Genomic DNA, 26,286 nt, shown 5'->3' on the forward strand with positions numbered 1-26,286 from the left:
TCGCCTCAGGACGCGTCGAAGCGGACCTTCGCGGTCGTCCCGACCTCCGGGGTGATCCGCAGCCGCAGCCCGGCTGCCCGGCCGGGCTGCGGCGCGTCGTGGGCGAGGGTGAAGCAGCCCTCGCTCTCCGGGTCGTAGTTCTCCGGATGGGGCCCCGGGCAGGCGACCCGTTCCGGCGCCTTCGGGAAGGACGCGACCCAGGCCTCGACATCGGCGTGCTCCATGCGGAACGTGCCGAGGACCGTCGCGCGGCCGTCCGCCGTCGCGCTCCGGTCGCACCTCCCGTCCCGGAAGTCCGCCGGCGGGGCCATCCGGGCGAAGGCGAGGACCTCCGCGCAGTCGGCCGTCCCCCGGGGGCCGTCGGGGTCGCCCGGATCCCCCACGACCGACCACAGCACTGCGGCGCCCACGGCGACGCCGACGGCCACCGCCGCCCCCAGGACCGCCTTCGACGCACCGCGCGTGGCCATGCACTCCCCTTACTCGGTTCTTACCCGTTCTGCCCGGAGCGGATCGTACGTGCGGGGCTGGACACAAGGTGGGCGCGATGGGGGAGGATGCAGGTATCCGCACGAAGGGAAAACACGGTGAGCATCGACCCGGCCTCGATTCCGAACTTCGGAGGGCAGCAGCCCGATCCGCAGGCCACAGGACCGGCGGGCCCCGTCGTCCCCGACCAGGATCTGGTCAAGCAGCTGCTGGAGCAGATGGAGCTCAAGTACGTCGTCGACGACGAGGGTGACCTCGCGGCGCCGTGGGAGGAGTTCCGCACGTACTTCATGTTCCGCGGCGAGGACGAGCAGCAGGTCTTCTCGGTGCGGACCTTCTACGACCGTCCGCACAAGATCGACGAGAAGCCGCAGCTTCTCGAGTCGATCGACGACTGGAACCGCCGCACCCTGTGGCCGAAGGTCTACAGCCACACGCACGACGACGGCTCGGTCCGTCTGATCGGTGAGGCGCAGATGCTGATCGGCACCGGCGTCAACCTGGAGCACTTCGTGTCCTCCACGGTCAGCTGGGTCCGCGCGTCCATCGAGTTCGACAAGTGGCTCGTCGAGCAGCTCGGCCTGGAGCAGGACATCGACTCCACCGACGGCGACGACGACAGCAACGGCGACAACAACAGCTAGCCGTTACAGCGGTACGCGGGCGATGAGCAGCAGATACAGCCCGTAGCCGTAACCGAGCCCGGCCACCACCGCGGTCACCATGACCGCGGTGCGCGGCCGGGCTCTCGCCACGACGGCGGCCATCGGCAGGAGCAGCGGGAAGGCCGGCAGCAGGAACCGCGGCTTGGACTCGAAGAAGCCGGCCCCGCCGAAGCCGATGACCAGCAGGATCGCGGTGTACACGAGCAGCGGCAGCGGGGTGCGGTCCAGGAGCAGCGGTATCGCCGACAGCCCGGCCATGGCCAGCAGGACCACCGTCACGGTGGTGGCGAGCGGCACGTGCCCGCCGGTCAGCACCCGCTCGACGGAGCGCAGCGCCCCGACGCCGAAATCGAAGCGGGAGCCCCAGCCGCGCTGCACGGCGAAGTAGCCGCCGAAGGGGTCGCCCACCTTCACGCCGACGGCCAGGACGTACGCCGTCCAGCCCGCCGGCGCCACCAGCCCGGCCAGCCACACCTCGGGTGCCCGGGATCTTCGTACGACGACGGCGTGCAGGGCCACGACCGAGACGGCGGCCGCGACGGCCAGCCCGGTCGGCCGGGTCAGCCCGGCCAGGACGGCGAGACCGGCGGCCCACAGCCAGCGGCCGCGCAGCAGTGCGTACAGCGCCCAGGCGGCGAAGGCGGCCAGCAGGGCCTCGGTATAGGCGAGGGTGAGCACCACCGCGTGCGGCTGCGCCGCCCACAGCCCCACGAGCAGCAGCCCGGCGCGCGGGCCGATCACCCGCTCCCCGACCCGGTAGATCCCGAGTGCGGCCACGGCGGCGGAGACCCAGGCGACGAGGAGCGCGGCGGGGATCGTCCCGCCGGGCAGTATCGCCGAGACGAGGCGTATCAGGGTGGGGTAGAGCGGGAAGAAGGCGTAGTCGCTCTGTACGGGCCCGGTCCCGGTGGCGACCTCGGGCCACATCAGGGTCCGCCCGTAGCCGTGGACGGCGATCCGCAGGTACCAGTCCGAGTCCCAGGACCTGCCGAGCACCTTCAGCGGATCCCGCCCGGCCCACCAGGACCCGAGGCCGAGCACCAGCACTCCGCCCCCGCGCACGGCGGCGAACACCCCGAGCGCGATCACCGTCGTCGGCGCGGCCGAGCGCACGGCCCGGACCGCGCGCGTCTCCAGCGGCGACGTGGACACGCCGGCTCTGCCCGTTGCCATCAATCCCCCGACTTTCCAGCTCGCGGTGGTCCGCTCACCCGGCGGTGAGGGCTTCGGGCACTCGCACGACGCACAGCTTCACACCGCCCCCACAACCCCGCAAGGACGCCGGATGTCCGCTGTCGGAACGGCCCGTCCGAACGAGATCCCGGGGGCCGCAGTCAGAGCCGGCGCAGCCGCTCGGCGGCCTCGCGCAGGACGTCCTCGCGCTTGCAGAACGCCCAGCGGACCTGGGTGGCGCCCGCGCTCTTGTCGTCGTAGAAGACCTGGTTCGGGATGGCGACCACGCCGCAGCGTTCCGGGAGGGCGCGGCAGAAGGCGAGGCCGTCCTTCTCGCCGAGGGGGGTGATGTCGGTGGTGATGAAGTACGTGCCCTGTGGGCGGAAGACCTCGAAGCCGGCCGCCGCGAGACCGTCGGCGAGGATGTCGCGCTTGGCGGCCAGGTCGGCGCGGAGGGTGTCGTAGTAGCTGTCGGGCAGGGCGAGGGCCTCGGCGATCGCGTACTGGAAGGGGCCCGAGGAGACGTAGGTCAGGAACTGCTTCACCGAGCGGACCGCCGTGATCAGCTCCGGGGACGCGGTGATCCAGCCGACCTTCCAGCCCGTGAACGAATAGGTCTTCCCGGCCGAGGAGATGGTGACCGTGCGCTCGTGCATGCCCGGGAGGCCCGCCAGGGGCGTGTGGGCGCCCTCGAAGACCAGGTGCTCGTACACCTCGTCCGTCACGACCAGCAGGTCGCGCTCGACGGCCAGCTCGGCGATCGCCGTGAGCTCGGCCGGCGTCAGGACGGTGCCCGTCGGGTTGTGCGGGGTGTTCAGGAGCAGCAGGCGGGTGCGCGGGGTGACGGCGGCGCGCAGTTCGTCCAGGTCGAGGGCGAAGGCCCCGGCGTGCGGGCGCAGGGTGACGGGTACGCGTACCGCGCCGGCCATGGCGATGCAGGCCGCGTACGAGTCGTAGTACGGCTCCAGGGCGATGACCTCGTCGCCCGGCTCCAGGAGGGCGAGGAGGGCGGCGGCGATGGCCTCCGTGGCGCCCGCCGTGACGAGGACCTCGGTGTCGGGGTCGTGGGCGAGACCGTAGAAGCGCTGCTGGTGCGCGGCGATCGCGGTGCGCAGCTCCGGGACGCCCGGCCCCGGCGGGTACTGGTTGCCCAGTCCCGTGAGGACCGCGCGGGAGGCCGCCTCGGCGATCTGCGCCGGACCGTCGGTGTCGGGGAAACCCTGGCCGAGGTTGATCGAACCGGTGCGCGTGGCCAGCGCCGACATCTCCGCGAAGATCGTCGTGCCGAAGGCCGCCAGACGGCGGTTCAGGAAGGGGCGGTCACTGCTCACGGGTGTGCTCATGGTCGTCATCCTGAGGGCAACCTCTGGACTTCCTCAAGTGTGCTTTGGGCCGCGCGGCCCGGGGGCATTTCCCCTTCACGCGGGACGCGGGGATCCCGCTCCCCCGGGAAGACCGGGGTGTGAGAGAGGTGGCGGACATGGGGTTCGTCTTCGTTGTGTTCCTGAGCATCATCGCGGTGTACCTCCTTACGAAGCTGGGCCGGTCGTCCGCGGGTCGCGGTTCGGCCCGCCGCGGTGGCCGCCGCAGCCACGGTGGCTGGTGGGCGGGTGACGGCGGCGGTGACTCGGGGGGCGGCTGTGGGTCCTCCTCGTCGTGCGGGGGATCGTCCTCCTCGTGCGGTGGCGGTGGTGGCGGCGGCGGGTGCGGTGGCGGGTCCAGCTGACACCGGGCACCGTGGATCGAGCACCGCCGGGCACCCGCTCGGCACTTGCTCGGTACTCGCCGGGTACTCGCCCGGCACCCGCGCGGCACCGCGTGGACGAGGGCGTTCGACGGTCCGACTGCCGTCGGGCGCCCTCTCGTTCGCCGATGCATGACGACGCGCGGGACGCAATCTGTTGAACACGTGAACTGCGGAGCCCCCGGGGGGATGTAAACCCCGTCAAGTTGGGTAAAAACGCTGTGAGTGCCGTGCCTTTCATGATTCCCTCGGTTGAGTAGACCAGTCCTCGGACCTCCCGGGACTTCCTGTGGACCCGTGCCGGTTTCCCCCCACCCGTGCTTGCTACCGCTGGCGGGCCCCGGCCCATCTCCCTCGCGCGTTTGCGGAGCCGACTCATGCTCACGACCCTCCAGACCTCATACACCGACACGCGTGCCGCCGATCTCGCCTGGGCTCTGGGTCGGGACCGGTTGCCCGCCCTGGCCGTACTGAACCTCGAACTTTCGGGGGCGAAGGTGGAGTTGCGCCTGCTCGGGGCGTCCCATCAGGTGCTTCTGGAGGAGGGGGAGGTGCTCTGCTCGGAGACCGTCGCCTGTATGCCCGGCAGCAGCACGCCGCTGCCGCTCGGCGTGGCCAAGCGGGTGGGCGACTGGGAGTACGAGTTCGCCGCGCGGGTCGAGACCCTCTCCCGCGGCTCTTTCGCCGGGCGGGCCCAGGAGTTGCTCGCATTGGTGGCGGATCACCCGAACGGACTAGCGGGCACCTTTCCCGGAAGTCCGCACGCCTTCACCGCCATGCTCGCGCAGCGCTACGAGGGTCAGGTGCGCTGGCGGACCTGGCACGCGTACCCGCAGGAGGGCCAGCTGGTGGCCACCCGGACGCGGGTGGGCGTACGGATCGGGGCGCCCGCGGCGGCGGCCCTGGATTCGCCCGCGCTGCTGTAGCGGGCGCGGGGGCGCGATTATCCCGCCACGGTTACGCCAACTGGCGGGATCAGTACGTCACTTACACCCATGTGGGTGACCGGATGTGAGGGGATGGTGACGTACGGTTCGCTTCATGATCGACCGTTCCGTCCCGCGCCGGGTACTCCCGGCCCCGGAGCCGCGGGGCGCCGCGACCGTCCCGGCCGCCCTGCCCGTACGGCCCCGGACCGGCCGACTCCTCGTCCTGGCCACCGTGTTCATCTGCGCCGCCTGCGGGCTCGTGTACGAGCTGGAGCTGCTCGCCCTCGGCACCTACCTCATCGGCGACTCCGTCACCCAGGCGTCGGTCGTGCTGTCCGTCATGGTCTTCGCCATGGGCGTCGGCTCCCTGCTTGCCAAGCGCTTCCGCCACCGGCCCGCCTTCGGCTTCGGCGCCATCGAGGCCGGGCTGGCCCTGCTCGGCGGGCTGTCGGCCATAGCGCTGTACGCGAGCTTCGCCTGGCTGGGGGAGTCCCGCCCCGCGCTCGTCGGCTTCTCCTTCGCCATCGGGGTGCTCATCGGCGCCGAGATCCCGCTGCTGATGGTCCTCATCCAGCGGATCCGCCGGCAGGACGCCGGCGGGGCCGTCGCCGACCTGTTCGCCGCCGACTACGTGGGCGCCCTGGTCGGCGGCCTCGCCTTCCCCTTCCTGCTGCTCCCGATGCTCGGCCAGCTCACCGGCGCCATGGTCACCGGCACCGTCAACGTGATCGTCGGCGGCGGGCTGGTCCTGTGGCTGTTCCGCCGGGACCTGAGCAGACGCAGCCGCTGGCTGCTGATCGGCGCGAACGTGACCGTCCTGGCCGTGCTCGCCTCCGCGACCGTCCTCGCCGACGACTTCGAGCGCAACGCCCGGCGCGCCGTCTACGGCGGGGAGGTGCGGGTCGCCGTCCGGACCGGGGTGCAGGAGCTGGTGCTCACCGGCCCGCGGACCGGCTCCCCGCGCTCCCTCGACCTCTACCTGGACGGCCGGCTGCGGGTCAGCGGCTACGACGAGTACCGCTACCACGAGGCCCTGGTCCACCCCGCGATGACCGGCCCGCACACCCGCGTCCTGGTCCTCGGCGGCGGCGACGGGCTCGCCGCGCGCGAGGTGCTCCGCTACCGGGACGTCTCCTCCGTCACCGTCGTCGAACTCGACCCCGGCGTGGTCCGCCTCGCCCGCACCGATCCGATGCTCTCCGCGCTCAACGCCCGGGTGTACGAGGACCCGCGGCTGGCCGTCGTCACGCAGGACGCCTTCCGCTGGCTGCGGGGGCCGGCCTCCGGCGACCGCTTCGACGTCATCGTCTCCGACCTCCCCGACCCGGGCATCACCCCCAGCACGAAGCTGTACTCGCAGGAGTTCTACGGGCTGGCCGCGCGGGCCCTGCGCCCCGGGGGCCGCATCGCCGTGCACGCCGGACCGATGGCCACGCGCCCGCGTGCCTACTGGACCGTCGACTCCACCCTCCGCGCGGCCGGCCTGCGCACCGCCCCCTACAGCGCGGGCGGCCGCCTCACGGGCTTCGCCGCCGGGCCCGACCGCACCCCCCACGGCGTGACGGACGTACCGCCGCAGGACTGGGGCTTCGTCCTGGCCGCCCGGGACCAGGACCCGCCGCTGCGCGTGGACCGCGACACGCCCGCGCTGCGCTCGCTCTCGACCCGCTCCCTGCAGGACGCCGCACGCGACGCGGAACGCACCCGGGTGCCCGGACTCCCCCCGTCGACCCTGCCGCACCCGCGGTATTCGTGACCCGGTGCGGGTCTCGTCGGTAGGCTCGACCACATGGAGCATCAGGTGTTCGTCCCGGTACCGGCAGACGATCTCCGCGCCGTGCTGCGCGACCCCGCCCAGGTCGCCCGGTGCGTGCCGGGACTCCAGCAGGACGCCGACACCGACGCCGGGCCGGTCTCGGGCCGGCTCAAGGTCCGGGTCGGCGGGAGCACCGTGACCTACCGGGGCGCCCTGACCGTCACCGAGCGGGACCCCGGGCACTTCACCTTCGACGGCGCGGGCACGGAGGCCCGGGGCAGCGGAACGGTGACGTTCTCCCTCGACCTGCGGCTGACCCCGGTCCCGGACGGGACCCGGCTGGACTTCACCGCCGGCGCCACCGCCGACGGGCGCGCCGCGGCCTTCCCGCCCGAGGCCGCGGCCACGGCCGTGGTGCGGCTGCTCGACCGGGCCGCCGGAGCGCTGACCCTCGCCGCCGCGCCCGACGCCGTGAGCGACCCGGTGGCCGAGGCCGAGGAAGCGGAGGGCGGCGAGGGCGGAGCGGACGGACAGGGCCCCGGGTACGTCGAGGACGACGTCACCGAGGTCACCGCCTCCCTCTTCGAGACCGACGTACCGCAGCCGTCCCTGGACCCCTTCCTCGCCGGTCGGTTCGAGGCCTCCGACGGAGCCCCGCGGCCTCCGGCCGAGGCCGCCCACGCCCGCCGCACCATGATCGGCCGCAGCGCGGAGGAGGTGGACCACGCGCCGCCGCGCGGTCGGTACGCCCCGGTCCCCGCGCCGGCCTCGGCAGGCGCCGGCGACAGCCTGCGGTGGATCGCTCCGGCCGCCGCCTTCGCGTTGGCCTCGGCGGTCGTCATCGGCCGTGCCCTGCGCCGTCGTCGCTGATCCGTGGTTCTGCCGCATTAGGGTCGACCGCATGAGTACGCAACTGAGCGCCGGCGGCGCCGAGGTGACGGTCGACCAGGAGAACGGCTGCCGGATCAGCAGCCTGCGCATCGACGGAACGGAACTGCTGCGCCAGGGACCGAGGTACGGGGCCTTCCCGATGGTCCCGTGGTGCGGCCGGGTCGCGAACGGACGGTTCCACGACGGCGCGACCGTCCATCAGATGCCGCTCAACCACCCGCCGCACGCGCTCCACGGCTTCGGCCGCGACTCGTCCTGGCGCCCGGCCGGGGCCACCGGCACCGAGGCCGCCTTCTCCTACGACCTCGCCGACCCGTGGCCGTACCCCGGCCGGGTGACGCAGGTCGTCACGCTCGCCGAGGACTCGCTGACCCTCGCCATGGGCGTCGAGACGTACGGGGACTCCTTCCCGGCCCAGGTCGGCTGGCACCCCTGGTTCCTGCGCAACCTCGGGGCCGGCGGCCCGGACGCGGAGGTCTCCTTCGAGCCCGGATGGCAGGAGGAGCGCGGCGAGGACCACATCCCCACCGGCAAGCGCATCGACCCGAAGCCCCGCCCCTGGGACGACTGCTTCGGAATGCCGCACGGCGTCGACGTCACCCTCACCTGGCCGGGCGCCCTCGAACTGCGGGTCACCAGCCGGGCCGAATGGGTGGTCATCTACGACGAGGAGCCCGAGGCCGTCTGCGTGGAGCCGCAGTCGGGTCCGCCGAACGGGCTGAATTCCCTTCCGCGCCTGGTCACCCCGGTCGATCCGTTGGAGGTCTCCACGACCTGGACCTGGCGGCGGCTCGGCTAGGCCCTCTTCTCGCCCCCCTCTAAGCTCAGGGGCATGAGTGACGTACGCGATGCGCTTCTGCAGCAGATCAAGGACAAGGCCGTCGTGCACGGCAAGGTGACCCTCTCCTCCGGTCTTGAGGCCGACTACTACATCGACCTCCGCCGGATCACCCTCGACGGCGAGGCGGCCCCGCTGGTCGGCCAGGTCATGCTCGACCTCACGGCCGAGCTCGAATTCGACTGCGTCGGCGGTCTGACCCTGGGCGCCGACCCGGTCGCGACCTCGATGCTGCACGCCTCCGCGGCGCGCGGTGAGCGCCTGGACGCCTTCGTCGTCCGCAAGGCGCAGAAGGCCCACGGCATGCAGCGCCGTATCGAGGGCACCGACGTGAAGGGCAAGCGCTGCCTGGTGGTCGAGGACACCTCGACCACCGGCGGGTCCCCGCTTACCGCCGTCGAGGCGGTCCGCGAGGCCGGCGGCGAGGTCGTCGCCGTCGCGACGATCGTCGACCGCGGTGCGGCCGACGCGATCGCCGGTGCCGGCCTGCCCTACCTCACCGGATACCAGCTCCAGGACCTCGGCCTGTCCTAGGTCGTCTCTCCCGGCTCGCCGGGCCCGGCCCGCCCCGCCGCGGCCCCCGGGTCAGCCCCGGTCCTGCCCGCGTCCGGGCTCCGTCCGGCCACCGGGAGAACTGGTGGAGAAGGTTCTCGGCGGCCCCTCCGACCGGCCTGACCTGCCCTTTCCCGGACGCCCGGGGTGTTTCACGTGAAACATCCCGGGCCGTTCGCCCACCACGTGAGACCGGCAGTCTGGACCCCTGCGCTGAGTCTGGAAAGATAGGCGCGACGATGACGTCGCCCCCAGGTCAGGGCCCGCAATAAGCACACTCCCCGCACATCCAAGGAGCCGGCAGATGCCCATCGCAACCCCCGAGGTCTACAACGAGATGCTCGACCGGGCGAAGGCAGGCAAGTTCGCCTACCCGGCCATCAATGTGACCTCCTCCCAGACCCTGCACGCTGCCCTGCGCGGCTTCGCGGAGGCCGAGAGCGACGGCATCATCCAGATCTCCACCGGTGGTGCGGAGTTCCTGGGTGGCCAGCACAACAAGGACATGGTCACCGGCGCGGTCGCCCTGGCCGAGTTCGCGCACATCGTGGCCGCCAAGTACGACATCACGGTCGCCCTGCACACGGACCACTGCCCGAAGGACAAGCTGGACGGCTACGTACGTCCGCTGCTCGACATCTCCGCCGAGCGCGTGGCCCGCGGTCTGAACCCGCTCTTCCAGTCGCACATGTGGGACGGTTCCGCCGAGACCCTGGCCGACAACCTGGCCATCGGCCAGGAGCTGCTCGCCAAGGCCGTCGCCGCCAAGATCATCCTTGAGGTCGAGATCACCCCGACCGGTGGCGAGGAGGACGGCGTCACCCACGAGATCAACGACGAGCTGTACACGACCGTCGACGACGCGATCCGCACCGCCGAGGCCCTCGGCCTGGGCGAGAAGGGCCGCTACCTGCTGGCCGCCTCGTTCGGCAACGTCCACGGCGTCTACAAGCCGGGCAACGTCGTCCTGCGCCCCGAGCTCCTCAAGGACCTTCAGGCCGGTGTCGCCGAGAAGTACGGCAAGGCTTCCCCGTTCGACTTCGTCTTCCACGGCGGCTCGGGCTCCACGGCCGAGGAGATCGCCACCGCGCTGGAGAACGGCGTCGTGAAGATGAACCTCGACACCGACACCCAGTACGCCTTCACCCGCCCGGTCGTGGACCACATGTTCAGCAACTACGACGGTGTGCTGAAGGTCGACGGCGAGGTCGGTACGAAGTCCAAGTACGACCCCCGCACCTGGGGCAAGGCCGCCGAGGCGGGCATGGCCGCGCGCGTCGCCGAGGCGTGCGCGAACCTGCGCTCCACCGGTACCAAGCTGAAGTAGTCGACCGCAGCGAGTCGAACCGAAGGGCCCGGCCCCCGTCCCACGACGGAGGCCGGGCCCTTCGGCGTCCCCCGGCAGGGGTGACGGCGGCGGCGGTGGACGGTGACCGCACGATGGTGTGAACTGCCCCGGAGTACGTGTCGGGGGCATGTACGGACCGATCGGTCGGGGGCGGGGGAGAGGGCATGCGCACATGAGGGCCGAACGAACGCAGGCGAAGCAGGACCGAGCCGTGCGCACCCGCCGGGCGATCCTGGAAGCCGCCGCCGTGGTGTTCGAGGAGCGGGGCTACGGCGCGGCCAAACTGACGGACATCGTCGAGCTCGCCAACGTCACCAAAGGCGCGCTCTACTTCCACTTCGACTCGAAGGAGGACCTGGCGCAGGCCGTGATCGACGCCCAGGTCATCATGCACGCGCCGGTCACCCCGCAGGAGTTCCGGGCGCAGGAGTTCGTCGACGTCGGCATGGTCTTCTCGCACCGCCTGCGGTACGACGTGCTGATGCGCGGCAGCGCTCGGCTCACCCTGGAGCAGAACGGCCGGGAACTGGACCGGGCGGCGCCGTACCAAGGATGGATCGACCTGCACACCGCCTTGCTGGTGCGGGCGAAGGAGCACGGCGAACTGCTCCCGCACGTGGACCCGGCGGGGCCCTCGCGGCTGGTGGTCGGCTCCTTCGCCGGGCTCAACGTGATGTCGCAGACCCTCGGGCTCGACCTGGACCGGGAGATCTCGGCGCTCTACACGAGCGTGCTGCCGAGCCTGGTGGTCCCGGCCGTCGCGGCCCGACTCGACACCGCGCCGGGGCGCGGCGCGCGGGTGTTGCACGGCACGGACGAGGCCCCCGGATGCGACTGTTCGAGCCCCTCCGCACCGGTCCCGGCCGGCGTCGGCTGATCCTTGCCGCCGGGCCGTGGATCAGGTTCCGGCGGCCCGGGGCCGTACCGCGTCGGCCCGCGCGCCGCCGCGCCCGATCGACAACGTCGCGCCCCGCACCGGGGATCCGGCGGACCACCGCTCGCCCGGCGGCAGCGGCCCGGCAGACTGGGGGCATGTCCATTCACCAGAACCTGCTCGGGGGCCCCGCCCCCACCCACCTGCCCGACGAGCCCGGCCGCGAGGCCGTCGCCGCCGGCACCCCCGCCGTCGAGGTGGCGGCCGCGCACCCCACGTCGTCCCTCGCCTGGGCGATCCTCGCCGACGAGGCCTTCGCCGGCGGCCGCACCGTCGAGTCGTACGCCTACGCCCGTACGGGCTACCACCGCGGCCTCGACGCGCTGCGCCGCGCCGGATGGAAGGGCCACGGTCCGGTCCCGTGGGAGCACGAGCCGAACCGCGGCTTCCTGCGCGCCCTGCACGCCCTGGCCCGCGCGGCCGAGGTGATCGGCGAGAAGGAGGAGTACGAGCGCTGCTCGACCTTCCTGCGTGACTCGTCCCCGACGGCCGCGGACACGCTGAGCGCCTGAGTCCGTACGGCGGGGAGTGACACGCACCGAATTGTGTGGTCTGTGTCACTCTCCGCTGGAGCGCCGGCGCGCCGGTGTCCTATGCTGCGGGCAGGGGACCGGGGCTCCACTCACCTCACGGAAGGGGCGGACCGCTACCCGGAAGCACGTGTCGAGGAGACAGCGATGTCGAAAACCCTTGATGCCTCCGGAGTCGGCGGGTCGGAAACCCCGAACCTCGACTTCGACGGCACGACCCCGTACGAGGACTACGTCCAGGCGGACGTCCTCACCCACCTCCAGCACCTCCGCTCGGACGACCCGGGCGAGATGGTCTTCCTGGTGACGACCCAGGTCATGGAGCTGTGGTTCACGGTCATCGTCCACGAGTGGGAGACCGCCGCGAAGGCCCTGCGCGAGGACCACATCCCGGTCGCGATGGATGCGCTGAAACGTTCCCTCCGCGAACTGGAAGCCCTCAACGCCTCCTGGCGCCCGCTCGCCCAGCTCACCCCGGGACAGTTCAACGCCTACCGCGCCGCCCTCGGCGAGGGTTCCGGTTTCCAGTCGGCGATGTACCGCCGGATGGAGTTCCTGCTCGGCGAGAAGTCCTCCTCCATGCTGGTCCCGCACCGGGGCGCTCCGCGCGTCCACGCGGAGCTGGAGAAGGCCCTGCACGAGCCCAGCCTCTACGACGAGGTGCTGCGCCTGCTCGCCCGCCGCGGCCTGCCGGTCCCGGAAGCCGTCCTGAACCGCGACCTGTCGCTGCGCTACGAACCCTCCCCCGAGGTCGAGGCCGTCTGGACGGGCCTGTACGCCGCCCCGGACGACAACGAGACCGTGGACCTGCACCGCCTCGGCGAGGTCCTCACGGACGTCGCCGAGCTCGTCTGGCGCTGGCGCAACGACCACCTGGTCGCCACCCGCCGCGCGATGGGCGCGAAGACGGGCACGGGCGGCTCGGCCGGCGTGACCTGGCTGGAGAAGCGGGCGACGAAGAACGTCTTCCCGGAGCTCTGGACGGCCCGCAGCTATGTCTGACGACTCCACGAACATAGCGGCGGAGTCTTCGGCGGACCTGCGCGACCGTGCGGCCGAGCTGGACGCCGCCGACGGGCTCGCCAAGCTCCGCGAGCGCTTCACCCTGCCCGACGGGGTCGTCTACCTGGACGGCAACTCCCTCGGCGCGCTCCCGGCCGGTGTCGCGGGCACCACCGCGGACGTCGTGGCCCGGCAGTGGGGCGAGCTCCTCATCCGGTCCTGGGACGAGAGCGGCTGGTGGACCGCGCCCGAGCGGATCGGCGACAAGCTCGCCCCGCTCGTCGGCGCGGCCCCCGGCCAGGTGGTCGTCGGTGACTCCACCAGCGTCAACCTCTTCAAGGCCCTGGTCGGCGCCGCCCGGCTCGCGGCCTCCGGCCGGACGAAGCTGCTGGTCGACGCGGCCACCTTCCCCACCGACGGGTACATCGCGCAGTCGGCGGCCCGGATGACGGGCCTGACCGTCGTCCCGGTGGACCCCTCGCACGCGGCCGAGGCGATGGACGCGGACACCGCCGTGGTCCTCCTCAACCACGTCGACTACCGCAGCGGTCGGCTCCACGACCTCCCCGCCCTCACCACGGCGGCCCACGCCGCCGGGGCGATCACGGTCTGGGACCTGTGCCACTCCGCCGGAGCCCTCCCCGTCGACCTCGACGCGCACGCCGTCGACCTCGCGGTGGGCTGCACGTACAAGTACCTCAACGGCGGCCCCGGCGCGCCCGCGTACCTGTACATCGCCGCCCGCCACCAGGCCGACTTCGACTCCCCGCTCCCGGGCTGGAACGGTCACGCGGATCCGTTCGCGATGACCCCGGCCTTCCAGGCGGCCGAGGGCGCGACCCGTGGGCGCGTCGGCACGCCGGACATCCTGTCCATGCTGGCCCTGGAGTCGGCGCTCGACGCCTGGGACGGGGTGTCCGTCGAAGACGTACGGGCCAAGTCCCTCGCCCTGACCGACTTCTTCCTCGCATGCGTGGCGGCGTACGTCCCGCAGGGCCGGGTCGAGTCGGTCACCCCGGTCGAGCACGGCCGCCGCGGGAGCCAGATCTCGCTGCGGACCGAGAACGCCCGTGAGGTCATGGGGGAGCTCATCTCCCGGGGGGTCATCGGCGACTTCCGCGCACCCGACGTCCTGCGCTTCGGCTTCACCCCGCTCTACGTCGGTTTCGCCGACGCCGAGCGCGCGGCGCGGACACTGGGTCACATTTTCGGGTGACTCGGTAGCGAAACGTCACATCACCGGGCGGGCGGGGCTACGGCTCCGTCCGCCCGGTCATATTCCGGGCCCCGCACGGAAGTGCCTGTTCCGGACTGATACGGTCCCGCTCTGCCGGAACACCGGAACATCTGTCCCCGCTGTCCCACGCGTTACCGAGAGGTTGAGCCGATGACGGACCCCGCCGCAGTGGAACGGGACGCCGCGGAGGCCGCCTCGGCCTTCGCCCACCCGGCCGTGGCGCCGGACGCGACCGCCACGTACGGGGAACACCCCGACCACGTCGTCGACTTCTACGCCCCGCGCGGTGAGACCCAGGGCCCGGCCCCGCTCGTGGTGCTGCTGCACGGGGGCGCCTGGCGGGCCCCGTACGACCGGCAACACGTCACGCCATTCGCGGACTTCCTGGCCCGTCGGGGTTTCGCCGTCGCCAACGTCGAGTACCGGCGCGGTAGTTCGCTGCCGCACCAGAACGCCGAGGGGCCTGTTGCCGGGCGCTGGCCGGAGACCTTCGACGATGTCGCCGCAGCGATGGACGCCCTGCCCGGCCTGGCGGCCGACGCCCTCCCGCAGGCCGATGTGCGCCGCACGGTCGTCACCGGCCACTCGGCGGGCGGCCACCTCGCGCTGTGGGCCGCGGCCCGGCACGTACTCCCGGCCGGCTCCCCGTGGCGGCTGCCCGCCCCACCGATGCTGCGCGGCGTGGTGGCGCTGGCCCCGATCGCCGACTTCGCGGTGGCGGAGGAACTGGGCGTGTGCGGCGGCGCGAGCGCGCAGCTCCTGGGCGGGGCGGACCACTGGGACGAGCGACTGCCGTACGCCGATCCGGCGGCGCTGCTGCCGACCGGGATCGCCACGGCGGTGGTCCAGGGCCGGGACGACATCGTGGTCCCGCAGCAGGTGGCCGAGGCGTACGTGGCGGCGGCCGCGAAGGCGGGGGAGATGGTCGGGCTGACCCTCCTCGACGCCGTCGGGCACTTCCCGCTGATCGACCCGGCGGCGGACGCGTGCGCGGTGGTCGCCGAGGAGATCTCGCAGCTGGCCTGGTAGCCCCCGGCGGCGTGGCCCCCGCGGCCGCCCGGTCGGTGCTCAGCAGTCGTAGCGGTGGGCGTACGGGGTGTCCGGGCAGCCGCGGCAGACGAAGAAGTACGTCCCGCCGAAGTCGCCCAGCTCCATGCCGTGCCCGAACCCGTCGAGGGCGGCGGGGTCCGCCTCGGCCTTCCAGGACGGGGTCGCGGCCCCCTCCCGGCCGGGGTACCGGTCGTCCAGGGGCAGCCAACGGCCCGACTCCGGTTCGGTCGCGGTCACGCTGAGCAGGTGCTCCATGCGGGTGCCGCAGCCCGCGCAGTCGGGCCAGGCGGGCGGCTGGGTCCACCCCGGATAGCCGCCGACCTTGCTCTGCTGGGTGGTGGCCACGTCGTGGAAGCCGAAGCCGCGCTCCTCCCGCAGGGCCTCGAACCGCGCGTCGAGCAGCTCACCGAGCCCCTCCGGCATGTCCCAGTTCGGGTATTCCACCGCCGGAGTGGGGGACACCGTGCACGGGCGCGGCAGGAACTCCTCCTCGGCGGTGTGCGGGTACGGCGGCTCCCCGACGGTGGCGCCGGCCGCCGTCGATGCCGCGCTGCGCCAGTGGAGCCGGGGGTCGGCCGCGTACGGGGCGGTCTCGTGGACGAGGGGGCACCACAGGATCTGCAACAGGTCGGTGCCGGCCGGGAAGACGAGGCCGGGCACGTCCCGCGCGTACAGCTGGACCACCGGGACCATCGCGACCGGCTCGGGCCCGACGGGGGCGCTCAGCGGCTTGTAGTGGTCCGGTTCGGCGCACATCGGCCAGGGATCGTCGGCCGGCCACAGCAGCGGCCCGCCGATGGAGCTGTCACCCGGTCCCGGTCGGCCCGCCCGGGGGTAGAGCAGGGTGACCTCCCGGGCCGTGCCGGTCAGTTCCGGGAAGACCGCCTCCACGTCGAAGGGGATCGGCGCCAGCGGCCGGGGCCCGGTCGGGCGGGCCTGGGCGGTGTCCTGCTGCGGGTGCCCTGACGGCATGGAGGTCTCCTGCGGCTCGTGTCGTGCGCGACCGACCCTGAGCCCCGCCTCCGACAGCCGGCGGCTAGCGATCCGGCTTGCCCGGGGCCAGGTGTTCCACCAGTTCGGCCAGGTCCTCGCAGACCTGCTCGATCTTCAGGCGGACGTTGTTCTGCTCGGTGACCAGGGCCGACAGCAGCAGTCCCGTCAGGGCCGCCGCACCGTTGAGGCCCTGGAGGTTGATCATGACTTCGAAGAGGGTGTGGTGGGCGAACGGGCCGGTATGCGCGGTCGCCGCCGCGATCGCCAGGACGGACACCAGCAGGGTGACCGGAGCGCTCCCGGCGAGCTGGAAGCGTACGGCCGCCCAGATGATCAGCGGGAAGACGAGGAAGAGCAACGAGAGGGGGCTCCGGGTGGCCACGAGGGTGACGGCGACGGAGGCGACCACCAGGGCCGCCGCCTCGGCCGCCCGGTAGCCCTCCCGGGGCCGTCGGACGCCCACGAGCCGGCGCAGGACCAGCAGCAGCGGGGTCACCACGAGGACGCCCATCGCGTCCCCGGCCCACCAGGCCGCCCAGACCGGCCAGAACTGCGACATCGGCAGGTCCCCGGTGAGCACGAGCGTGCAGGTCCCGATCGTCGCGCTGATCAGCATGGGCAGCAGACCGCCCAGGAAGACCAGCGCCAGGGCGTCCCGCAGCCGGTCCATCTCGGTACGGAAACCGGCCCTGCGCAGCATCAGGTACGCGCACACGGGGGCGAGGACGTTCCCCGCGACGATGATCAGGCCGGGCAGGTCGAAATCGGTGATCCGCTCGATGGTGAGGTACGTACCGAGCGCGATCCCGGGCCACGCCCGCAGGCCCATCCAGAGCAAGGAGGCCACCGCGATGCCGGTCGGCAGCCACAGGGGGGTCACCTCGGCGCCGTCGACGACCACACGCTGGTACAGGCCGATCAGGCCACCCACGTAGTAGGCGATGGTGACGGCGAGGATCGGCAGCAGAGCTGCGGGCAGACGTCGCCATCCCTCGGTGCGCACCACAGCATCAGACAACAGCCCGGCGCCCCCGCGGGCCATGACACGCGCTAGGGGGGGTCTTGCCGATCAGGGCGGGCTCGCGGTGGTCTCCCTGATCCACCCTGACCGACAAGACACCCTCTAGGGGGTGTCTTGCGGGTCGGGCCGGGCGTCGTGGGTGAGCACGAGTACGGCGGCGTCGTCCGTGTGGCCGGTGGAGTCGGCCACCTTCATCACCTCGGCGGCCAGCTCGCCCGGATCGGTGCCCGCGGCCTCCCGCACCACCTGGGCCACCCGCTCCAGACCCACCTCGATCGGGAACTTCGGCCCCTCGACCACACCGTCGGTGAGCAGCACGATCGACCCCGCCTTCGTCAGCCGGCGGCGGGTCACCGCGTACCCGGCCCCGGGCGCCAGGTTCAGCGGCAGGCCGCCGTCCTCGTCCGCTATGCCGTACTCGCCGTCGACGGTGGCCCAGACCGCCGGAACATGGCCGGCCCGGGCGGTCTCCAGCTCCCGGGTCTCCGGGTCGAAGCGCAGCAGACTGCAGGTCGCGAAGAGGTCGCGGTCCATGGAGAGCAGCACCTCGTTGGCCCGGCTCAGCACCTCGCCCGGATCGACGACCACGGCCGCCACGGCGCGCAGGCAGATCCGTACCTGCCCCATGAAGGCGGCCGCCTCCACGTCGTGCCCCTGGACGTCACCGATGCAGAAGGCGAGAGCCCCCTCGGGCAGCCGGAAGCCGTCGTACCAGTCACCGCCGATGTCCAGGCCGTGCCGGGCGGGCGCGTACCGGGCGGCGGTCCGCAGGCCCGGCAGTGCGGGCAGCGTGGCGGGCAGCATCTCGCTCTGCAGCGCTTCGGCCAGGTCCACCCGGGCCTGCTGCAGCTCCACCCCGCGGCGGGCCTGGTCGGCGAGCCGCCCGAGCGTGCTGAGCAGGTCGGCGCTGGCCGCCCGCGGGGCACGGCGAGGAGTCACGGAACGCTCCGAGGTGCATCCATTCGTCCCTGCTTCCGCTGCGCGAAAAGCCCGTGCACATCATATTTCCGCCCACCCGGAACCCGCCCCCCGAGACTGTTCCCGCCCTAGGTCGTCTCTTTCAGATCTTGTCGGGTGAGCCCGGGTCGTCCGGTGCGGTGCCTCGCAAGGCGGAGGGGCGCCCGTGTACTGGACGTACTCGGGTGTCCCGACAACGCGGCGAGGGGCCGTGCCGGGCTTGCCGGGCACGGCAAGATCCGGAAGAGACGGCCTAGGCCTTGGTCAGCCGGCGGTCGACCAGCTCGGCGGTGCGCTGCTGGAAGGCGGTGTACGCCGGGGTGCCGGGCGTGAACGCCTTGAGCTCGTCGGGCATCCGGCGGATCATCGCGAGCAGCAGCACGAGGCCGGCCCGGGACAGGTAGACCATCGCCCGGAACGGCGAGGCGCTCGGCCGGCCGGTGGTGCGTTCGCGCATCGCCACGGGTATCTGGCGCACGGTGAAGCCGGAGCGGGCTGCGCCCACCATGGACTCGATGGTGTCCCCGAGGTACTCCACGGGGTACCAGCGGGCGAAGAACCTATGAGCGGCCGGTTGCAGGCGCGGAAGCCCGAGGTGGTGTCGGTGAGCTTGGTCCGGGTGATGCGCGACAGCACGACGGACAACAGCGACATCGCCCACTTGCGCGGGCCGCGCACGGTGTAGTCCCCGTCGCCGGCGAACCGGGCGCCGATGACCAGGTCGGCGTCGCCGACGGCGAGGCGCTCCAGCAGCGCCGGCACGTACGCCGGTACTTCTACCTCAGTTGCTGGCGGCGCAGCAGCTCGAGGACGTACCCCAGCACCAGAAGACCGGTGATGGAGGTCAGAACGGAGAGTCGCACAGCGGACGGCGCCTTTCGCGCGAAAGGGCCAACATCTTTACAGGAGAGGCATATGGCACCTCGCATGACGCGAATGAGGCCCGAAAGGTTGCGTTCCGGGCCCCGTCGACAACGTGCGCGTGCAGGCGATCAGCCTCTCCGAATCACCTGGCGGAAGGCAGTCTCAGCAGATCAGAGAAGGCCGGGCGGGTGATCGCCTCGGCGAGCTGAACCCGCCAGTCGGCCAAAGGTTCGAGCCCCGCGGCCGACCAACCCTCGTGAGCAAGGACACTGAAGGCCGGGCGCGCGGCGGGGCGTACGAACGCGTCGGAGGTGGTCGGCCGGATCCGCTCCGGGTCGAGTCCGCTCAGCCGGTAGGCCTCGCGCGCCAGCCCCATCCAGGTCGTCCGGCCGCTCGCGGTGCCGTGGTAGACCCCGCCCGGGGCCTTCCCCGCCAGCGCGGCGAGGCCCAGGTCGACGAGGTGGCGGGCCAGCGCGTAGGACCAAGTGGGCTGGCCGTGCTGGTCGTCGACCACGTCGAGGGTGTCCCGCTGGGCGGCCAGCTTCAGCATGGTGGCGACGAAGTTCGGCCCGTGCTCCCCGTACAGCCACGCGGTCCGCACGATGTAGCCGTCCTGCGGGAGGAGCTCGGCGACGGCCTGTTCGCCGACCAGCTTCGAGCGTCCGTAGGCGTTGACCGGACCGGTCTCGGCGTCCTCGCGGTACGGCTGCGTGGCGTTGCCGGGCAGCACGTAGTCGGTGGAGAGGTGCAGCAGGCGGGCACCGACCTCGGCGCAGGCCGCGGCGAGGACGCGTACGCCGGTGCCGTTGACGGCGGTGGCGGCCTCCTCGGCGGTCTCGGCGCCGTCCACGTCGGTCCAGGCCGCGCAGTTGACGACGACCGCGACACCCTCGACGGCGGCCCGGACGGCTGCCGGGTCGGTGATGTCGAGGTCGGCGCGGCGCAAGCCCTCGGCTTCGACACCGGCGTCCTTCAGGACGGCCAGGACGTCCTGGCCGAGCATTCCGGCGGCTCCGGTGACGAGCCAGCGGCTGGCTCGCGGGTCCGCGATCACTTCTGCAGGGCCGCCTTCACCTTGAGCGGCTCCCACCAGGCACGGTTCTCGCGGTACCAGTCGACGGTGGCCTTGATGCCGTCCTCGAAGGTGACCTGCGGGGCGTAACCGAGTTCGGCGCCGATCTTGCTGATGTCGATGGAGTAGCGCAGGTCGTGACCCTTGCGGTCCTCGACGTGCTCGACCATGTCCCAGCCGAGGCCCGCGGCCTCCAGCAGGACACCGGTGAGCTCCTTGTTGGTGAGCTCCGTGCCGCCGCCGATGTTGTAGACCTCGCCGGCCCGGCCCTTGCGCATGGCCAGGTCGATGCCGCGGCAGTGGTCGGAGACGTGCAGCCAGTCGCGGACGTTGCCGCCGTTGCCGTACAGCGGGACCTTCTTGCCGTCCATCAGGTTCGAGACGAACAGCGGGATGACCTTCTCCGGGAACTGGTAGTGCCCGTAGTTGTTGGAGCAGCGGGTGACCACCACGTCCATGCCGTGGGTGCGCGCGTAGGCCAGCGCCAGCAGGTCGGACGACGCCTTCGAGGCGGAGTACGGGGAGTTCGGCACCAGCGGCCACTCCTCCGTCCAGGAGCCCTCGCCGATCGACCCGTAGACCTCGTCCGTGGAGATGTGGACGAAGCGGCCGACGCCGTGCTTGCGGGCGGAGTCGAGCAGCACCTGGGTGCCGACCACGTTGGTCATCACGAACGGGCCCGCGCCGGCGATCGAACGGTCGACATGGGACTCGGCCGCGAAGTGCACGACGACATCGTGACCGGGCATGACCTGGTCGACGGCCTCCGCATCGCAGATGTCGCCCTGGACGAAGGTGTATCCGGGGTGGTCGGCGACCGGGGCGAGGTTCGCCTCGACGCCCGAGTACGTCAGCTTGTCGAAAACAGTTATCTGCGCCGTGCCATCTGCAGCGAGCTGCTGGCGGACGAATTCTGAACCGATGAACCCGGCGCCGCCGGTCACAAGAATGCGCATAATACGAAGAGTAGTCCAGCGGCCGCCCAACGTCACATGTGCTGAGCTCCGCTTCCCCCCGCGCGCTCCCGCATAGGGTTCTCCCCATGCGTGGAATCCTCTTAGCCGGCGGCACCGGATCTCGACTCTGGCCGCTGACCCGGGCGGTCTCGAAGCAACTGCTCCCCGTCTTCGACAAGCCGATGATCTATTACCCCCTCTCCACCCTCGTGATGGCGGGTATCAGCGAAATCCTGATCATCACCACCCCGGACGACCGCGAACAGTTCGAGCGACTGCTCGGCGACGGTTCGCAGTTCGGCCTGCGGCTGGAGTACGCCGTCCAGGAGCGCCCGGAGGGCATCGCCCAGGCGTTCGTCCTCGGCGCCGACTTCATCGGTGACGAGTCCGTCGCGCTGATCCTCGGCGACAACATCTTCCACGGCAGTGGCCTCGGCACCCGCCTCGCCCAGCACACGAACGCCAAGGGCGGCCGCGTGTTCGCGTACCCGGTGGCGGACCCCACCGCCTACGGCGTGGTCGAGTTCGACGAGCACGGCCAGGCCATCTCCATCGAGGAGAAGCCCGAGAAGCCCAAGTCCCGCTACGCGGTGCCGGGTCTGTACTTCTACGACAACCGGGTCGTCGAGATAGCCAAGGGCCTGAAGCCCAGCGCCCGCGGCGAGCTGGAGATCACCGCCGTCAACGACACCTACCTCCAGGCCGGCGAGCTCAACGTGACCATCCTCGACCGCGGTACCGCGTGGCTGGACACCGGCACCTTCGTCTCGATGGTGCAGGCCTCCGAGTTCGTCCGCGTGATCGAGGAGCGCCAAGGCTTCAAGATCGGCTGCATCGAGGAGGCGGCCTGGCGGGCCGGCCTCATCGACTCCGCGCAGCTGCGCGCGCTCGCCGAACCGCTGACCAAGAGCGGCTACGGCGACTACCTGCTGATGCTGCTCGCCGAGGAGGACGCCCGATGAAGTTCCGCGAACTCTCCATCGCCGGCGCCTTCGAGGTCACCCCGCAGCTGCACGGCGACCCGCGTGGACTGTTCACCGAGTGGTACCGCTTCGACCGCCTCGCCGAGGTCGTCGGCCACCCGCTGAACCTGGCGCAGGCGAACCTCTCGGTCTCCTCCGCGGGCGTGGTCCGCGGCATCCACTTCGCCGACGTACCGCGCGGCCAGGCCAAGTACGTGACCTGCGTACGCGGCGCCGCGCTCGACGTCATCGTCGACCTGCGGGTCGGCTCCCCCACCTTCGGCCGGTGGGAGGGTGTCCGCCTCGACGACGTGGACCGCCGCGCGGTCTACATCCCCGAGGGTCTCGGCCACGGCTTCTGCGCTCTGAGCGACGACGCGACGCTGTCGTACCTCTGCTCGGAGACCTACAACCCGACCGGCGAGCACTCGGTGCACCCGCTCGACCCCGACCTGGGCATCGAGTGGCCGGCCGACGTCCCGCTGCTGTCCGCCCGCGACGAGGCCGCGCCCTCGCTGGCCGAGGCCCTCGCGACCGGTCTGCTGCCCGACCACGCCGCCTGCGTCGAGTTCACCGAATCCCTGCGCGTGAACTGACCCACCGCCGTACACGAGTGAGGGCCGTACCCCCTCCGGGGTGCGGCCCTCACTCGTACCCGCGCCCGCCCCCGTCGGTACGGACGGGGGACCCGGGCACCCGGGCACCCGGGCACCCGGACATGCCGAAGGGCCCCTTCCCACCGCCGAGGCGATGGGAAGGGGCCCTTCAGTGCAACTTGGTGCCCGATGAACGGGCTACCAGGTCAGAGCACGAAATTACTTCGTGATCTTGATGACCTGGCCGGCGCCCACGGTACGACCACCCTCACGGATGGCGAACTTCAGGCCCTCCTCCATGGCGACCGGCTGGATCAGCGCGACCGTCATCTCGGTGTTGTCGCCCGGCATGACCATCTCCGTGCCGGCCGGCAGGGTGACGACACCCGTGACGTCCGTGGTACGGAAGTAGAACTGCGGGCGGTAGTTGTTGAAGAACGGGGTGTGACGGCCACCCTCGTCCTTCGACAGGATGTAGGCCTGGGCCTCGAACTCGGTGTGCGGCGTGACCGAACCGGGCTTGATGATGACCTGGCCGCGCTCGACGTCCTCGCGCTTGATGCCACGGAGGAGCAGACCGACGTTCTCGCCCGCCTGGCCCTCGTCGAGCAGCTTGCGGAACATCTCGATACCGGTGACCGTGGTGGTGGTCTTGGTCTCCTTGATACCGATGATGTCGACGGTCTCGTTGACCTTCAGGACACCACGCTCGATACGGCCGGTGACGACGGTACCGCGACCGGTGATCGTGAAGACGTCCTCGACGGGCATGAGGAACGGCTTCTCGGTGTCACGCGGGGGGGTCGGGATGAAGTCGTCGACGGCGGTCATGAGGCCGAGAAGCTTCTCGCCCCACTCCTTGTCGCCCTCGAGCGCCTTCAGCGCGGAGACGCGGACGACCGGCAGGTCGTCGCCCGGGAAGTCGTACTCGGAGAGCAGCTCGCGGACCTCGAGCTCGACGAGCTCCAGGATCTCCTCGTCGTCCACCATGTCGGCCTTGTTCAGGGCGACAACGATGGAGGGGACGCCGACCTGGCGGGCCAGGAGCACGTGCTCCTTGGTCTGCGGCATCGGGCCGTCGGTGGCGGCGACCACGAGGATCGCGCCGTCCATCTGCGCGGCACCGGTGATCATGTTCTTGATGTAGTCGGCGTGACCCGGGCAGTCGACGTGGGCGTAGTGACGCGCCTCGGTCTGGTACTCGACGTGCGCGATCGAGATGGTGATACCGCGCTGGCGCTCCTCAGGAGCCTTGTCGATCTGGTCGAAGGCCGAGGCCTCGTTCAGGTCCGGGTACGCGTCGTGCAGCACCTTGGTAATGGCGGCCGTGAGGGTCGTCTTACCGTGGTCAATGTGACCGATGGTGCCGATGTTGACGTGCGGCTTAGTCCGCTCGAACTTCGCCTTCGCCACGGGGTCCTCCTGGAGAGTGGTTCTGTACGCCTTACTCATCGGCGCCAGGTGATCTTTGCTGGAAAGCCGGTCCCTCCGGGGCAACGGAGGGTTACTCCTGTTGCCCCAGAGGCTCCGGTGACAAGCCTAAAGCGTGTACTCGGAAGAGTTACTCGCCCTTGGCCTTCGCGATGATCTCCTCGGCGACGTTCCGGGGAACCTCGGCGTAGGAGTCGAACTGCATCGAGTAGCTGGCGCGACCCGAGGTCTTGCTGCGGAGGTCTCCGACGTAGCCGAACATCTCCGAAAGGGGCACGAGGCCCTTCACGACACGAGCACCGTGACGCTCCTCCATGGCCTGGATCTGGCCACGGCGGGAGTTGATGTCACCGATGACGTCACCCATGTAGTCCTCGGGCGTGGTGACCTCTACGGCCATCATCGGCTCGAGGAGCACGGGAGAAGCCTTGCGCGCGGCCTCCTTGAAGGCCTGCGAACCGGCGATCTTGAAGGCGAGCTCCGAGGAGTCGACCTCGTGGTAGCCACCGTCGAGAAGCGTGACGCGAACGCCCGTCATCTCGTAGCCGGCCAGGATGCCGAACTGCATGGCTTCCTGCGCACCGGCGTCGACCGAAGGGATGTACTCCTTCGGGACGCGTCCACCGGTGACCTTGTTCACGAACTCGTACGCCGGACCGTCGGTCTCGGTGATGGGCTCGATCGCGATCTGCACCTTGGCGAACTGACCGGTACCACCGGTCTGCTTCTTGTGCGTGTAGTCGTGACGCTCGACGGCCTTGCGGATCGTCTCGCGGTACGCGACCTGCGGCTTGCCGACGTTGGCCTCGACCTTGAACTCGCGCTTCATACGGTCGACCAGCACCTCGAGGTGCAGCTCGCCCATACCGCCGAGGATGGTCTGGCCCGTCTCCTCGTCCGAGTGAACGTGGAAGGAGGGGTCCTCCTCCGCGAGACGCTGGATGGCGACACCCAGCTTCTCCTGGTCACCCTTGGACTTGGGCTCGATGGCGACCTGGATGACCGGAGCCGGGAAGTCCATGGACTCCAGGATCACGGGTGCCTTGTCGTCACACAGCGTCTCACCGGTGGTGGTCTGCTTCAGGCCCATGACGGCGACGATGTCACCGGCGCCCACCGCGGCGATCTCTTCACGCTTGTTGGCGTGCATGCGGTAGATCTTGCCGATGCGCTCCTTCTTGCCCTTGACGGAGTTCAGCACCGCAGTGCCGGCCTCCAGGCGGCCCGAGTAAACCCGGACGAAGGTGAGCTTGCCGAGGTGCGGGTCGCTCATGATCTTGAACGCGAGCGCGGCGAGGGGCTCCTCGTCGGACGGCTTGCGCTTCACGACCACCTCGGCGTCGCGGACGTCGTGGCCTTCGATGGCCTCGATGTCCAGCGGCGACGGCAGGTAGCGGACGACGGCGTCGAGCAGGGGCTGAACGCCCTTGTTCTTGAACGCCGTGCCACAGAACACCGCGGTGATCGTGGGCTCGCCCTTGCCCTTGCCGGAGTTCAGGATGATCCGACGGACGGCGGCGTGCAGCTGCTCGACGGAGGGCTCGTTGCCCTCCAGGAACAGCTCCATGATCTCGTCGTCGTTCTCGGCGACGGTCTCGACCAGCTTGCCGCGCCACTCTTCAGCAGCCTCGGTGTGCGTGGCCGGGATGTCGACGATGTCGTACATCTCGCCCTTGGTCGCCTCGGCGGACCAGACGAACGCCTTCATGGTGACCAGGTCGACAACGCCCTGGAAGTCCATCTCGGCACCGATGGGGAGCTGCATGACGATCGGAACCGCACCGAGGCGGTCCTTGATCATGTCGACGCAGCGGTGGAACTCGGCGCCGGTGCGGTCGAGCTTGTTGACGAAGCAGATACGCGGCACGCCGTAGCGGTCCGCCTGACGCCAAACGGTCTCGGACTGCGGCTCGACGCCGGCCACACCGTCGAAGACGGTGACGGCGCCGTCGAGGACGCGGAGCGAACGCTCCACCTCGACGGTGAAGTCGACGTGACCCGGGGTGTCGATGATGTTGATCGTGTGGTCAACGTCGTCGAGGGGCCAGTGGCAGGTCGTCGCGGCAGACGTGATGGTGATACCACGCTCCTGCTCCTGCTCCATCCAGTCCATCGTGGCGGCGCCGTCGTGGACCTCACCGATCTTGTACGACACACCGGTGTAGAACAGGATGCGCTCGGTGGTGGTCGTCTTGCCCGCGTCGATGTGGGCCATGATCCCGATGTTGCGGACCTTGGCCAGGTCAAGCGAAGTGGTAGCCATAAGGCTTCGGTCTTCTCTCGGTCTCGATGTGGG

Annotated in this window: 25 protein-coding genes; 14 read left to right on the plus strand and 11 right to left on the minus strand. The window is 71.0% G+C overall.

Annotation, left to right across the window (positions count from 1 at the left end):
* Positions 1–5: 5 nt before the first annotated feature.
* Positions 6–470, minus strand: coding sequence for a hypothetical protein (locus AB8A24_RS05685; RefSeq protein WP_328962354.1), 465 nt, complete (start codon positions 468–470; stop codon positions 6–8).
* A 117-nt stretch (positions 471–587) separates the two neighbouring features.
* Between AB8A24_RS05685 and AB8A24_RS05690 the strand changes: the two genes are divergently transcribed.
* Positions 588–1,133 (plus strand): YbjN domain-containing protein, encoded by a 546-nt coding sequence (locus tag AB8A24_RS05690; RefSeq protein WP_030726566.1) that lies wholly within the window; start codon positions 588–590, stop codon positions 1,131–1,133.
* A gap of 3 nt (positions 1,134–1,136) precedes the next feature.
* On the opposite strand, the gene AB8A24_RS05695 is transcribed toward AB8A24_RS05690, so the two are convergent.
* Together AB8A24_RS05695 and AB8A24_RS05700 are read right to left on the minus strand one after the other, a co-directional pair.
* Positions 1,137–2,327, minus strand: coding sequence for a glycosyltransferase family 39 protein (locus tag AB8A24_RS05695; protein ID WP_369474977.1), 1,191 nt, complete (start codon positions 2,325–2,327; stop codon positions 1,137–1,139).
* Between the two features lie 161 nt (positions 2,328–2,488).
* The gene (locus AB8A24_RS05700) at positions 2,489–3,670 is read right to left on the minus strand and encodes a pyridoxal phosphate-dependent aminotransferase (protein WP_369474978.1); all 1,182 of its coding nucleotides are present in this window, start codon (positions 3,668–3,670) and stop codon (positions 2,489–2,491) included.
* Positions 3,671–4,448: 778 nt separating this feature from the next.
* Here AB8A24_RS05700 and AB8A24_RS05705 point away from each other — a divergent pair.
* The 11 genes from AB8A24_RS05705 to AB8A24_RS05755 all read left to right on the plus strand — a co-directional run bounded on the left by AB8A24_RS05705 (position 4,449) and on the right by AB8A24_RS05755 (position 15,117).
* On the plus strand, positions 4,449–4,997 hold the full coding sequence (locus AB8A24_RS05705; protein ID WP_328962351.1) for a DUF2617 family protein: 549 nt from the start codon (positions 4,449–4,451) through the stop codon (positions 4,995–4,997).
* Positions 4,998–5,112: 115 nt separating this feature from the next.
* A complete protein-coding gene (locus AB8A24_RS05710; protein WP_328962350.1) occupies positions 5,113–6,756 on the plus strand; it encodes a polyamine aminopropyltransferase in 1,644 nt (547 codons plus the stop codon).
* Between the two features lie 33 nt (positions 6,757–6,789).
* A complete protein-coding gene (locus tag AB8A24_RS05715) occupies positions 6,790–7,626 on the plus strand; it encodes an SRPBCC family protein (RefSeq protein WP_328962349.1) in 837 nt (278 codons plus the stop codon).
* A 31-nt stretch (positions 7,627–7,657) separates the two neighbouring features.
* The gene (locus tag AB8A24_RS05720) at positions 7,658–8,446 is read left to right on the plus strand and encodes an aldose 1-epimerase (protein ID WP_328962348.1); all 789 of its coding nucleotides are present in this window, start codon (positions 7,658–7,660) and stop codon (positions 8,444–8,446) included.
* A 33-nt stretch (positions 8,447–8,479) separates the two neighbouring features.
* Positions 8,480–9,019: an orotate phosphoribosyltransferase gene (pyrE, locus tag AB8A24_RS05725; RefSeq protein ID WP_328962347.1), complete on the plus strand. Its 540-nt coding sequence runs from the start codon at positions 8,480–8,482 to the stop codon at positions 9,017–9,019.
* A gap of 322 nt (positions 9,020–9,341) precedes the next feature.
* Positions 9,342–10,364, plus strand: coding sequence for a class II fructose-bisphosphate aldolase (gene fbaA / locus AB8A24_RS05730; protein ID WP_328962346.1), 1,023 nt, complete (start codon positions 9,342–9,344; stop codon positions 10,362–10,364).
* Between the two features lie 193 nt (positions 10,365–10,557).
* On the plus strand, positions 10,558–11,262 hold the full coding sequence (locus tag AB8A24_RS05735; protein WP_328962345.1) for a ScbR family autoregulator-binding transcription factor: 705 nt from the start codon (positions 10,558–10,560) through the stop codon (positions 11,260–11,262).
* Between the two features lie 155 nt (positions 11,263–11,417).
* A complete protein-coding gene (locus AB8A24_RS05740; RefSeq protein WP_328962344.1) occupies positions 11,418–11,831 on the plus strand; it encodes a DUF3151 domain-containing protein in 414 nt (137 codons plus the stop codon).
* Between the two features lie 165 nt (positions 11,832–11,996).
* Complete coding sequence (locus AB8A24_RS05745; protein ID WP_030726538.1) at positions 11,997–12,851, plus strand: tryptophan 2,3-dioxygenase family protein; 855 nt, start codon at positions 11,997–11,999, stop codon at positions 12,849–12,851.
* Complete coding sequence (gene kynU, locus AB8A24_RS05750; protein ID WP_369474982.1) at positions 12,844–14,067, plus strand: kynureninase; 1,224 nt, start codon at positions 12,844–12,846, stop codon at positions 14,065–14,067. Before AB8A24_RS05745 ends, kynU begins: the two co-directional genes overlap by 8 nt.
* A 171-nt stretch (positions 14,068–14,238) precedes the next feature.
* Positions 14,239–15,117 (plus strand): alpha/beta hydrolase, encoded by an 879-nt coding sequence (locus tag AB8A24_RS05755; RefSeq protein WP_328962342.1) that lies wholly within the window; start codon positions 14,239–14,241, stop codon positions 15,115–15,117.
* A 39-nt stretch (positions 15,118–15,156) separates the two neighbouring features.
* Here AB8A24_RS05755 and AB8A24_RS05760 read toward each other — a convergent pair whose 3' ends face one another.
* The 6 genes from AB8A24_RS05760 to rfbB all read right to left on the minus strand — a co-directional run bounded on the left by AB8A24_RS05760 (position 15,157) and on the right by rfbB (position 21,001).
* Positions 15,157–16,110 carry a hypothetical protein gene (locus AB8A24_RS05760; RefSeq protein WP_328962341.1) on the minus strand — a complete coding sequence of 318 codons (954 nt, stop codon included), beginning with the start codon at positions 16,108–16,110 and terminating at the stop codon, positions 15,157–15,159.
* 64 nt (positions 16,111–16,174) lie between these two features.
* Positions 16,175–17,137 carry an MASE1 domain-containing protein gene (locus tag AB8A24_RS05765; RefSeq protein WP_328962340.1) on the minus strand — a complete coding sequence of 321 codons (963 nt, stop codon included), beginning with the start codon at positions 17,135–17,137 and terminating at the stop codon, positions 16,175–16,177.
* A 117-nt stretch (positions 17,138–17,254) separates the two neighbouring features.
* The gene (locus AB8A24_RS05770) at positions 17,255–18,091 is read right to left on the minus strand and encodes a PP2C family protein-serine/threonine phosphatase (RefSeq protein ID WP_328962339.1); all 837 of its coding nucleotides are present in this window, start codon (positions 18,089–18,091) and stop codon (positions 17,255–17,257) included.
* A gap of 271 nt (positions 18,092–18,362) precedes the next feature.
* Positions 18,363–18,617 carry a hypothetical protein gene (locus AB8A24_RS05775; RefSeq protein ID WP_328962060.1) on the minus strand — a complete coding sequence of 85 codons (255 nt, stop codon included), beginning with the start codon at positions 18,615–18,617 and terminating at the stop codon, positions 18,363–18,365.
* Between the two features lie 498 nt (positions 18,618–19,115).
* Positions 19,116–20,027, minus strand: a complete 912-nt coding sequence (gene rfbD / locus AB8A24_RS05780) for a dTDP-4-dehydrorhamnose reductase (RefSeq protein WP_369474984.1) — start codon at positions 20,025–20,027, stop codon at positions 19,116–19,118.
* Complete coding sequence (gene rfbB, locus AB8A24_RS05785; protein ID WP_369474985.1) at positions 20,024–21,001, minus strand: dTDP-glucose 4,6-dehydratase; 978 nt, start codon at positions 20,999–21,001, stop codon at positions 20,024–20,026. The genes rfbD and rfbB overlap by 4 nt, the downstream gene beginning before the upstream one ends.
* A gap of 86 nt (positions 21,002–21,087) precedes the next feature.
* On the opposite strand from rfbB, the gene rfbA reads away from it, so the two are divergent.
* Positions 21,088–21,963 (plus strand): glucose-1-phosphate thymidylyltransferase RfbA, encoded by an 876-nt coding sequence (gene rfbA, locus AB8A24_RS05790; RefSeq protein WP_328962063.1) that lies wholly within the window; start codon positions 21,088–21,090, stop codon positions 21,961–21,963.
* Positions 21,960–22,559 carry a dTDP-4-dehydrorhamnose 3,5-epimerase gene (rfbC, locus tag AB8A24_RS05795; protein ID WP_369474986.1) on the plus strand — a complete coding sequence of 200 codons (600 nt, stop codon included), beginning with the start codon at positions 21,960–21,962 and terminating at the stop codon, positions 22,557–22,559. The genes rfbA and rfbC overlap by 4 nt, the downstream gene beginning before the upstream one ends.
* 219 nt (positions 22,560–22,778) lie before the next feature.
* Here rfbC and tuf read toward each other — a convergent pair whose 3' ends face one another.
* On the minus strand, positions 22,779–23,972 hold the full coding sequence (gene tuf / locus AB8A24_RS05800; RefSeq protein WP_328962065.1) for an elongation factor Tu: 1,194 nt from the start codon (positions 23,970–23,972) through the stop codon (positions 22,779–22,781).
* A 148-nt stretch (positions 23,973–24,120) separates the two neighbouring features.
* The gene (gene fusA / locus AB8A24_RS05805) at positions 24,121–26,253 is read right to left on the minus strand and encodes an elongation factor G (RefSeq protein WP_030725964.1); all 2,133 of its coding nucleotides are present in this window, start codon (positions 26,251–26,253) and stop codon (positions 24,121–24,123) included.
* Between the last annotated feature and the right edge of the window lie 33 nt (positions 26,254–26,286).

It is taken from the genome of Streptomyces sp. BF23-19, from assembly GCF_041106355.1.
In the GTDB taxonomy this organism is placed as follows: Bacteria; Actinomycetota; Actinomycetes; order Streptomycetales; family Streptomycetaceae; genus Streptomyces; species Streptomyces virginiae_A.

What these genes read in the sequence shown, in the direction of transcription:
- AB8A24_RS05685 (WP_328962354.1), bottom strand. Translation starts at nt 470, where the DNA reads ATGGCCACGCGCGGTGCGTCGAAGGCGGTCCTGGGGGCGGCGGTGGCC.
- AB8A24_RS05695 (WP_369474977.1), bottom strand. Translation starts at nt 2,327, where the DNA reads ATGGCAACGGGCAGAGCCGGCGTGTCCACGTCGCCGCTGGAGACGCGC.
- AB8A24_RS05700 (WP_369474978.1), bottom strand. Translation starts at nt 3,670, where the DNA reads ATGAGCACACCCGTGAGCAGTGACCGCCCCTTCCTGAACCGCCGTCTG.
- AB8A24_RS05705 (WP_328962351.1), top strand. Translation starts at nt 4,449, where the DNA reads ATGCTCACGACCCTCCAGACCTCATACACCGACACGCGTGCCGCCGAT.
- AB8A24_RS05710 (WP_328962350.1), top strand. Translation starts at nt 5,113, where the DNA reads ATGATCGACCGTTCCGTCCCGCGCCGGGTACTCCCGGCCCCGGAGCCG.
- AB8A24_RS05715 (WP_328962349.1), top strand. Translation starts at nt 6,790, where the DNA reads ATGGAGCATCAGGTGTTCGTCCCGGTACCGGCAGACGATCTCCGCGCC.
- AB8A24_RS05720 (WP_328962348.1), top strand. Translation starts at nt 7,658, where the DNA reads ATGAGTACGCAACTGAGCGCCGGCGGCGCCGAGGTGACGGTCGACCAG.
- pyrE (WP_328962347.1), top strand. Translation starts at nt 8,480, where the DNA reads ATGAGTGACGTACGCGATGCGCTTCTGCAGCAGATCAAGGACAAGGCC.
- fbaA (WP_328962346.1), top strand. Translation starts at nt 9,342, where the DNA reads ATGCCCATCGCAACCCCCGAGGTCTACAACGAGATGCTCGACCGGGCG.
- AB8A24_RS05735 (WP_328962345.1), top strand. Translation starts at nt 10,558, where the DNA reads ATGAGGGCCGAACGAACGCAGGCGAAGCAGGACCGAGCCGTGCGCACC.
- AB8A24_RS05740 (WP_328962344.1), top strand. Translation starts at nt 11,418, where the DNA reads ATGTCCATTCACCAGAACCTGCTCGGGGGCCCCGCCCCCACCCACCTG.
- AB8A24_RS05745 (WP_030726538.1), top strand. Translation starts at nt 11,997, where the DNA reads ATGTCGAAAACCCTTGATGCCTCCGGAGTCGGCGGGTCGGAAACCCCG.
- kynU (WP_369474982.1), top strand. Translation starts at nt 12,844, where the DNA reads ATGTCTGACGACTCCACGAACATAGCGGCGGAGTCTTCGGCGGACCTG.
- AB8A24_RS05755 (WP_328962342.1), top strand. Translation starts at nt 14,239, where the DNA reads ATGACGGACCCCGCCGCAGTGGAACGGGACGCCGCGGAGGCCGCCTCG.
- AB8A24_RS05760 (WP_328962341.1), bottom strand. Translation starts at nt 16,110, where the DNA reads ATGCCGTCAGGGCACCCGCAGCAGGACACCGCCCAGGCCCGCCCGACC.
- AB8A24_RS05775 (WP_328962060.1), bottom strand. Translation starts at nt 18,617, where the DNA reads ATGGTGGGCGCAGCCCGCTCCGGCTTCACCGTGCGCCAGATACCCGTG.
- rfbB (WP_369474985.1), bottom strand. Translation starts at nt 21,001, where the DNA reads ATGCGCATTCTTGTGACCGGCGGCGCCGGGTTCATCGGTTCAGAATTC.
- rfbA (WP_328962063.1), top strand. Translation starts at nt 21,088, where the DNA reads ATGCGTGGAATCCTCTTAGCCGGCGGCACCGGATCTCGACTCTGGCCG.
- rfbC (WP_369474986.1), top strand. Translation starts at nt 21,960, where the DNA reads ATGAAGTTCCGCGAACTCTCCATCGCCGGCGCCTTCGAGGTCACCCCG.
- fusA (WP_030725964.1), bottom strand. Translation starts at nt 26,253, where the DNA reads ATGGCTACCACTTCGCTTGACCTGGCCAAGGTCCGCAACATCGGGATC.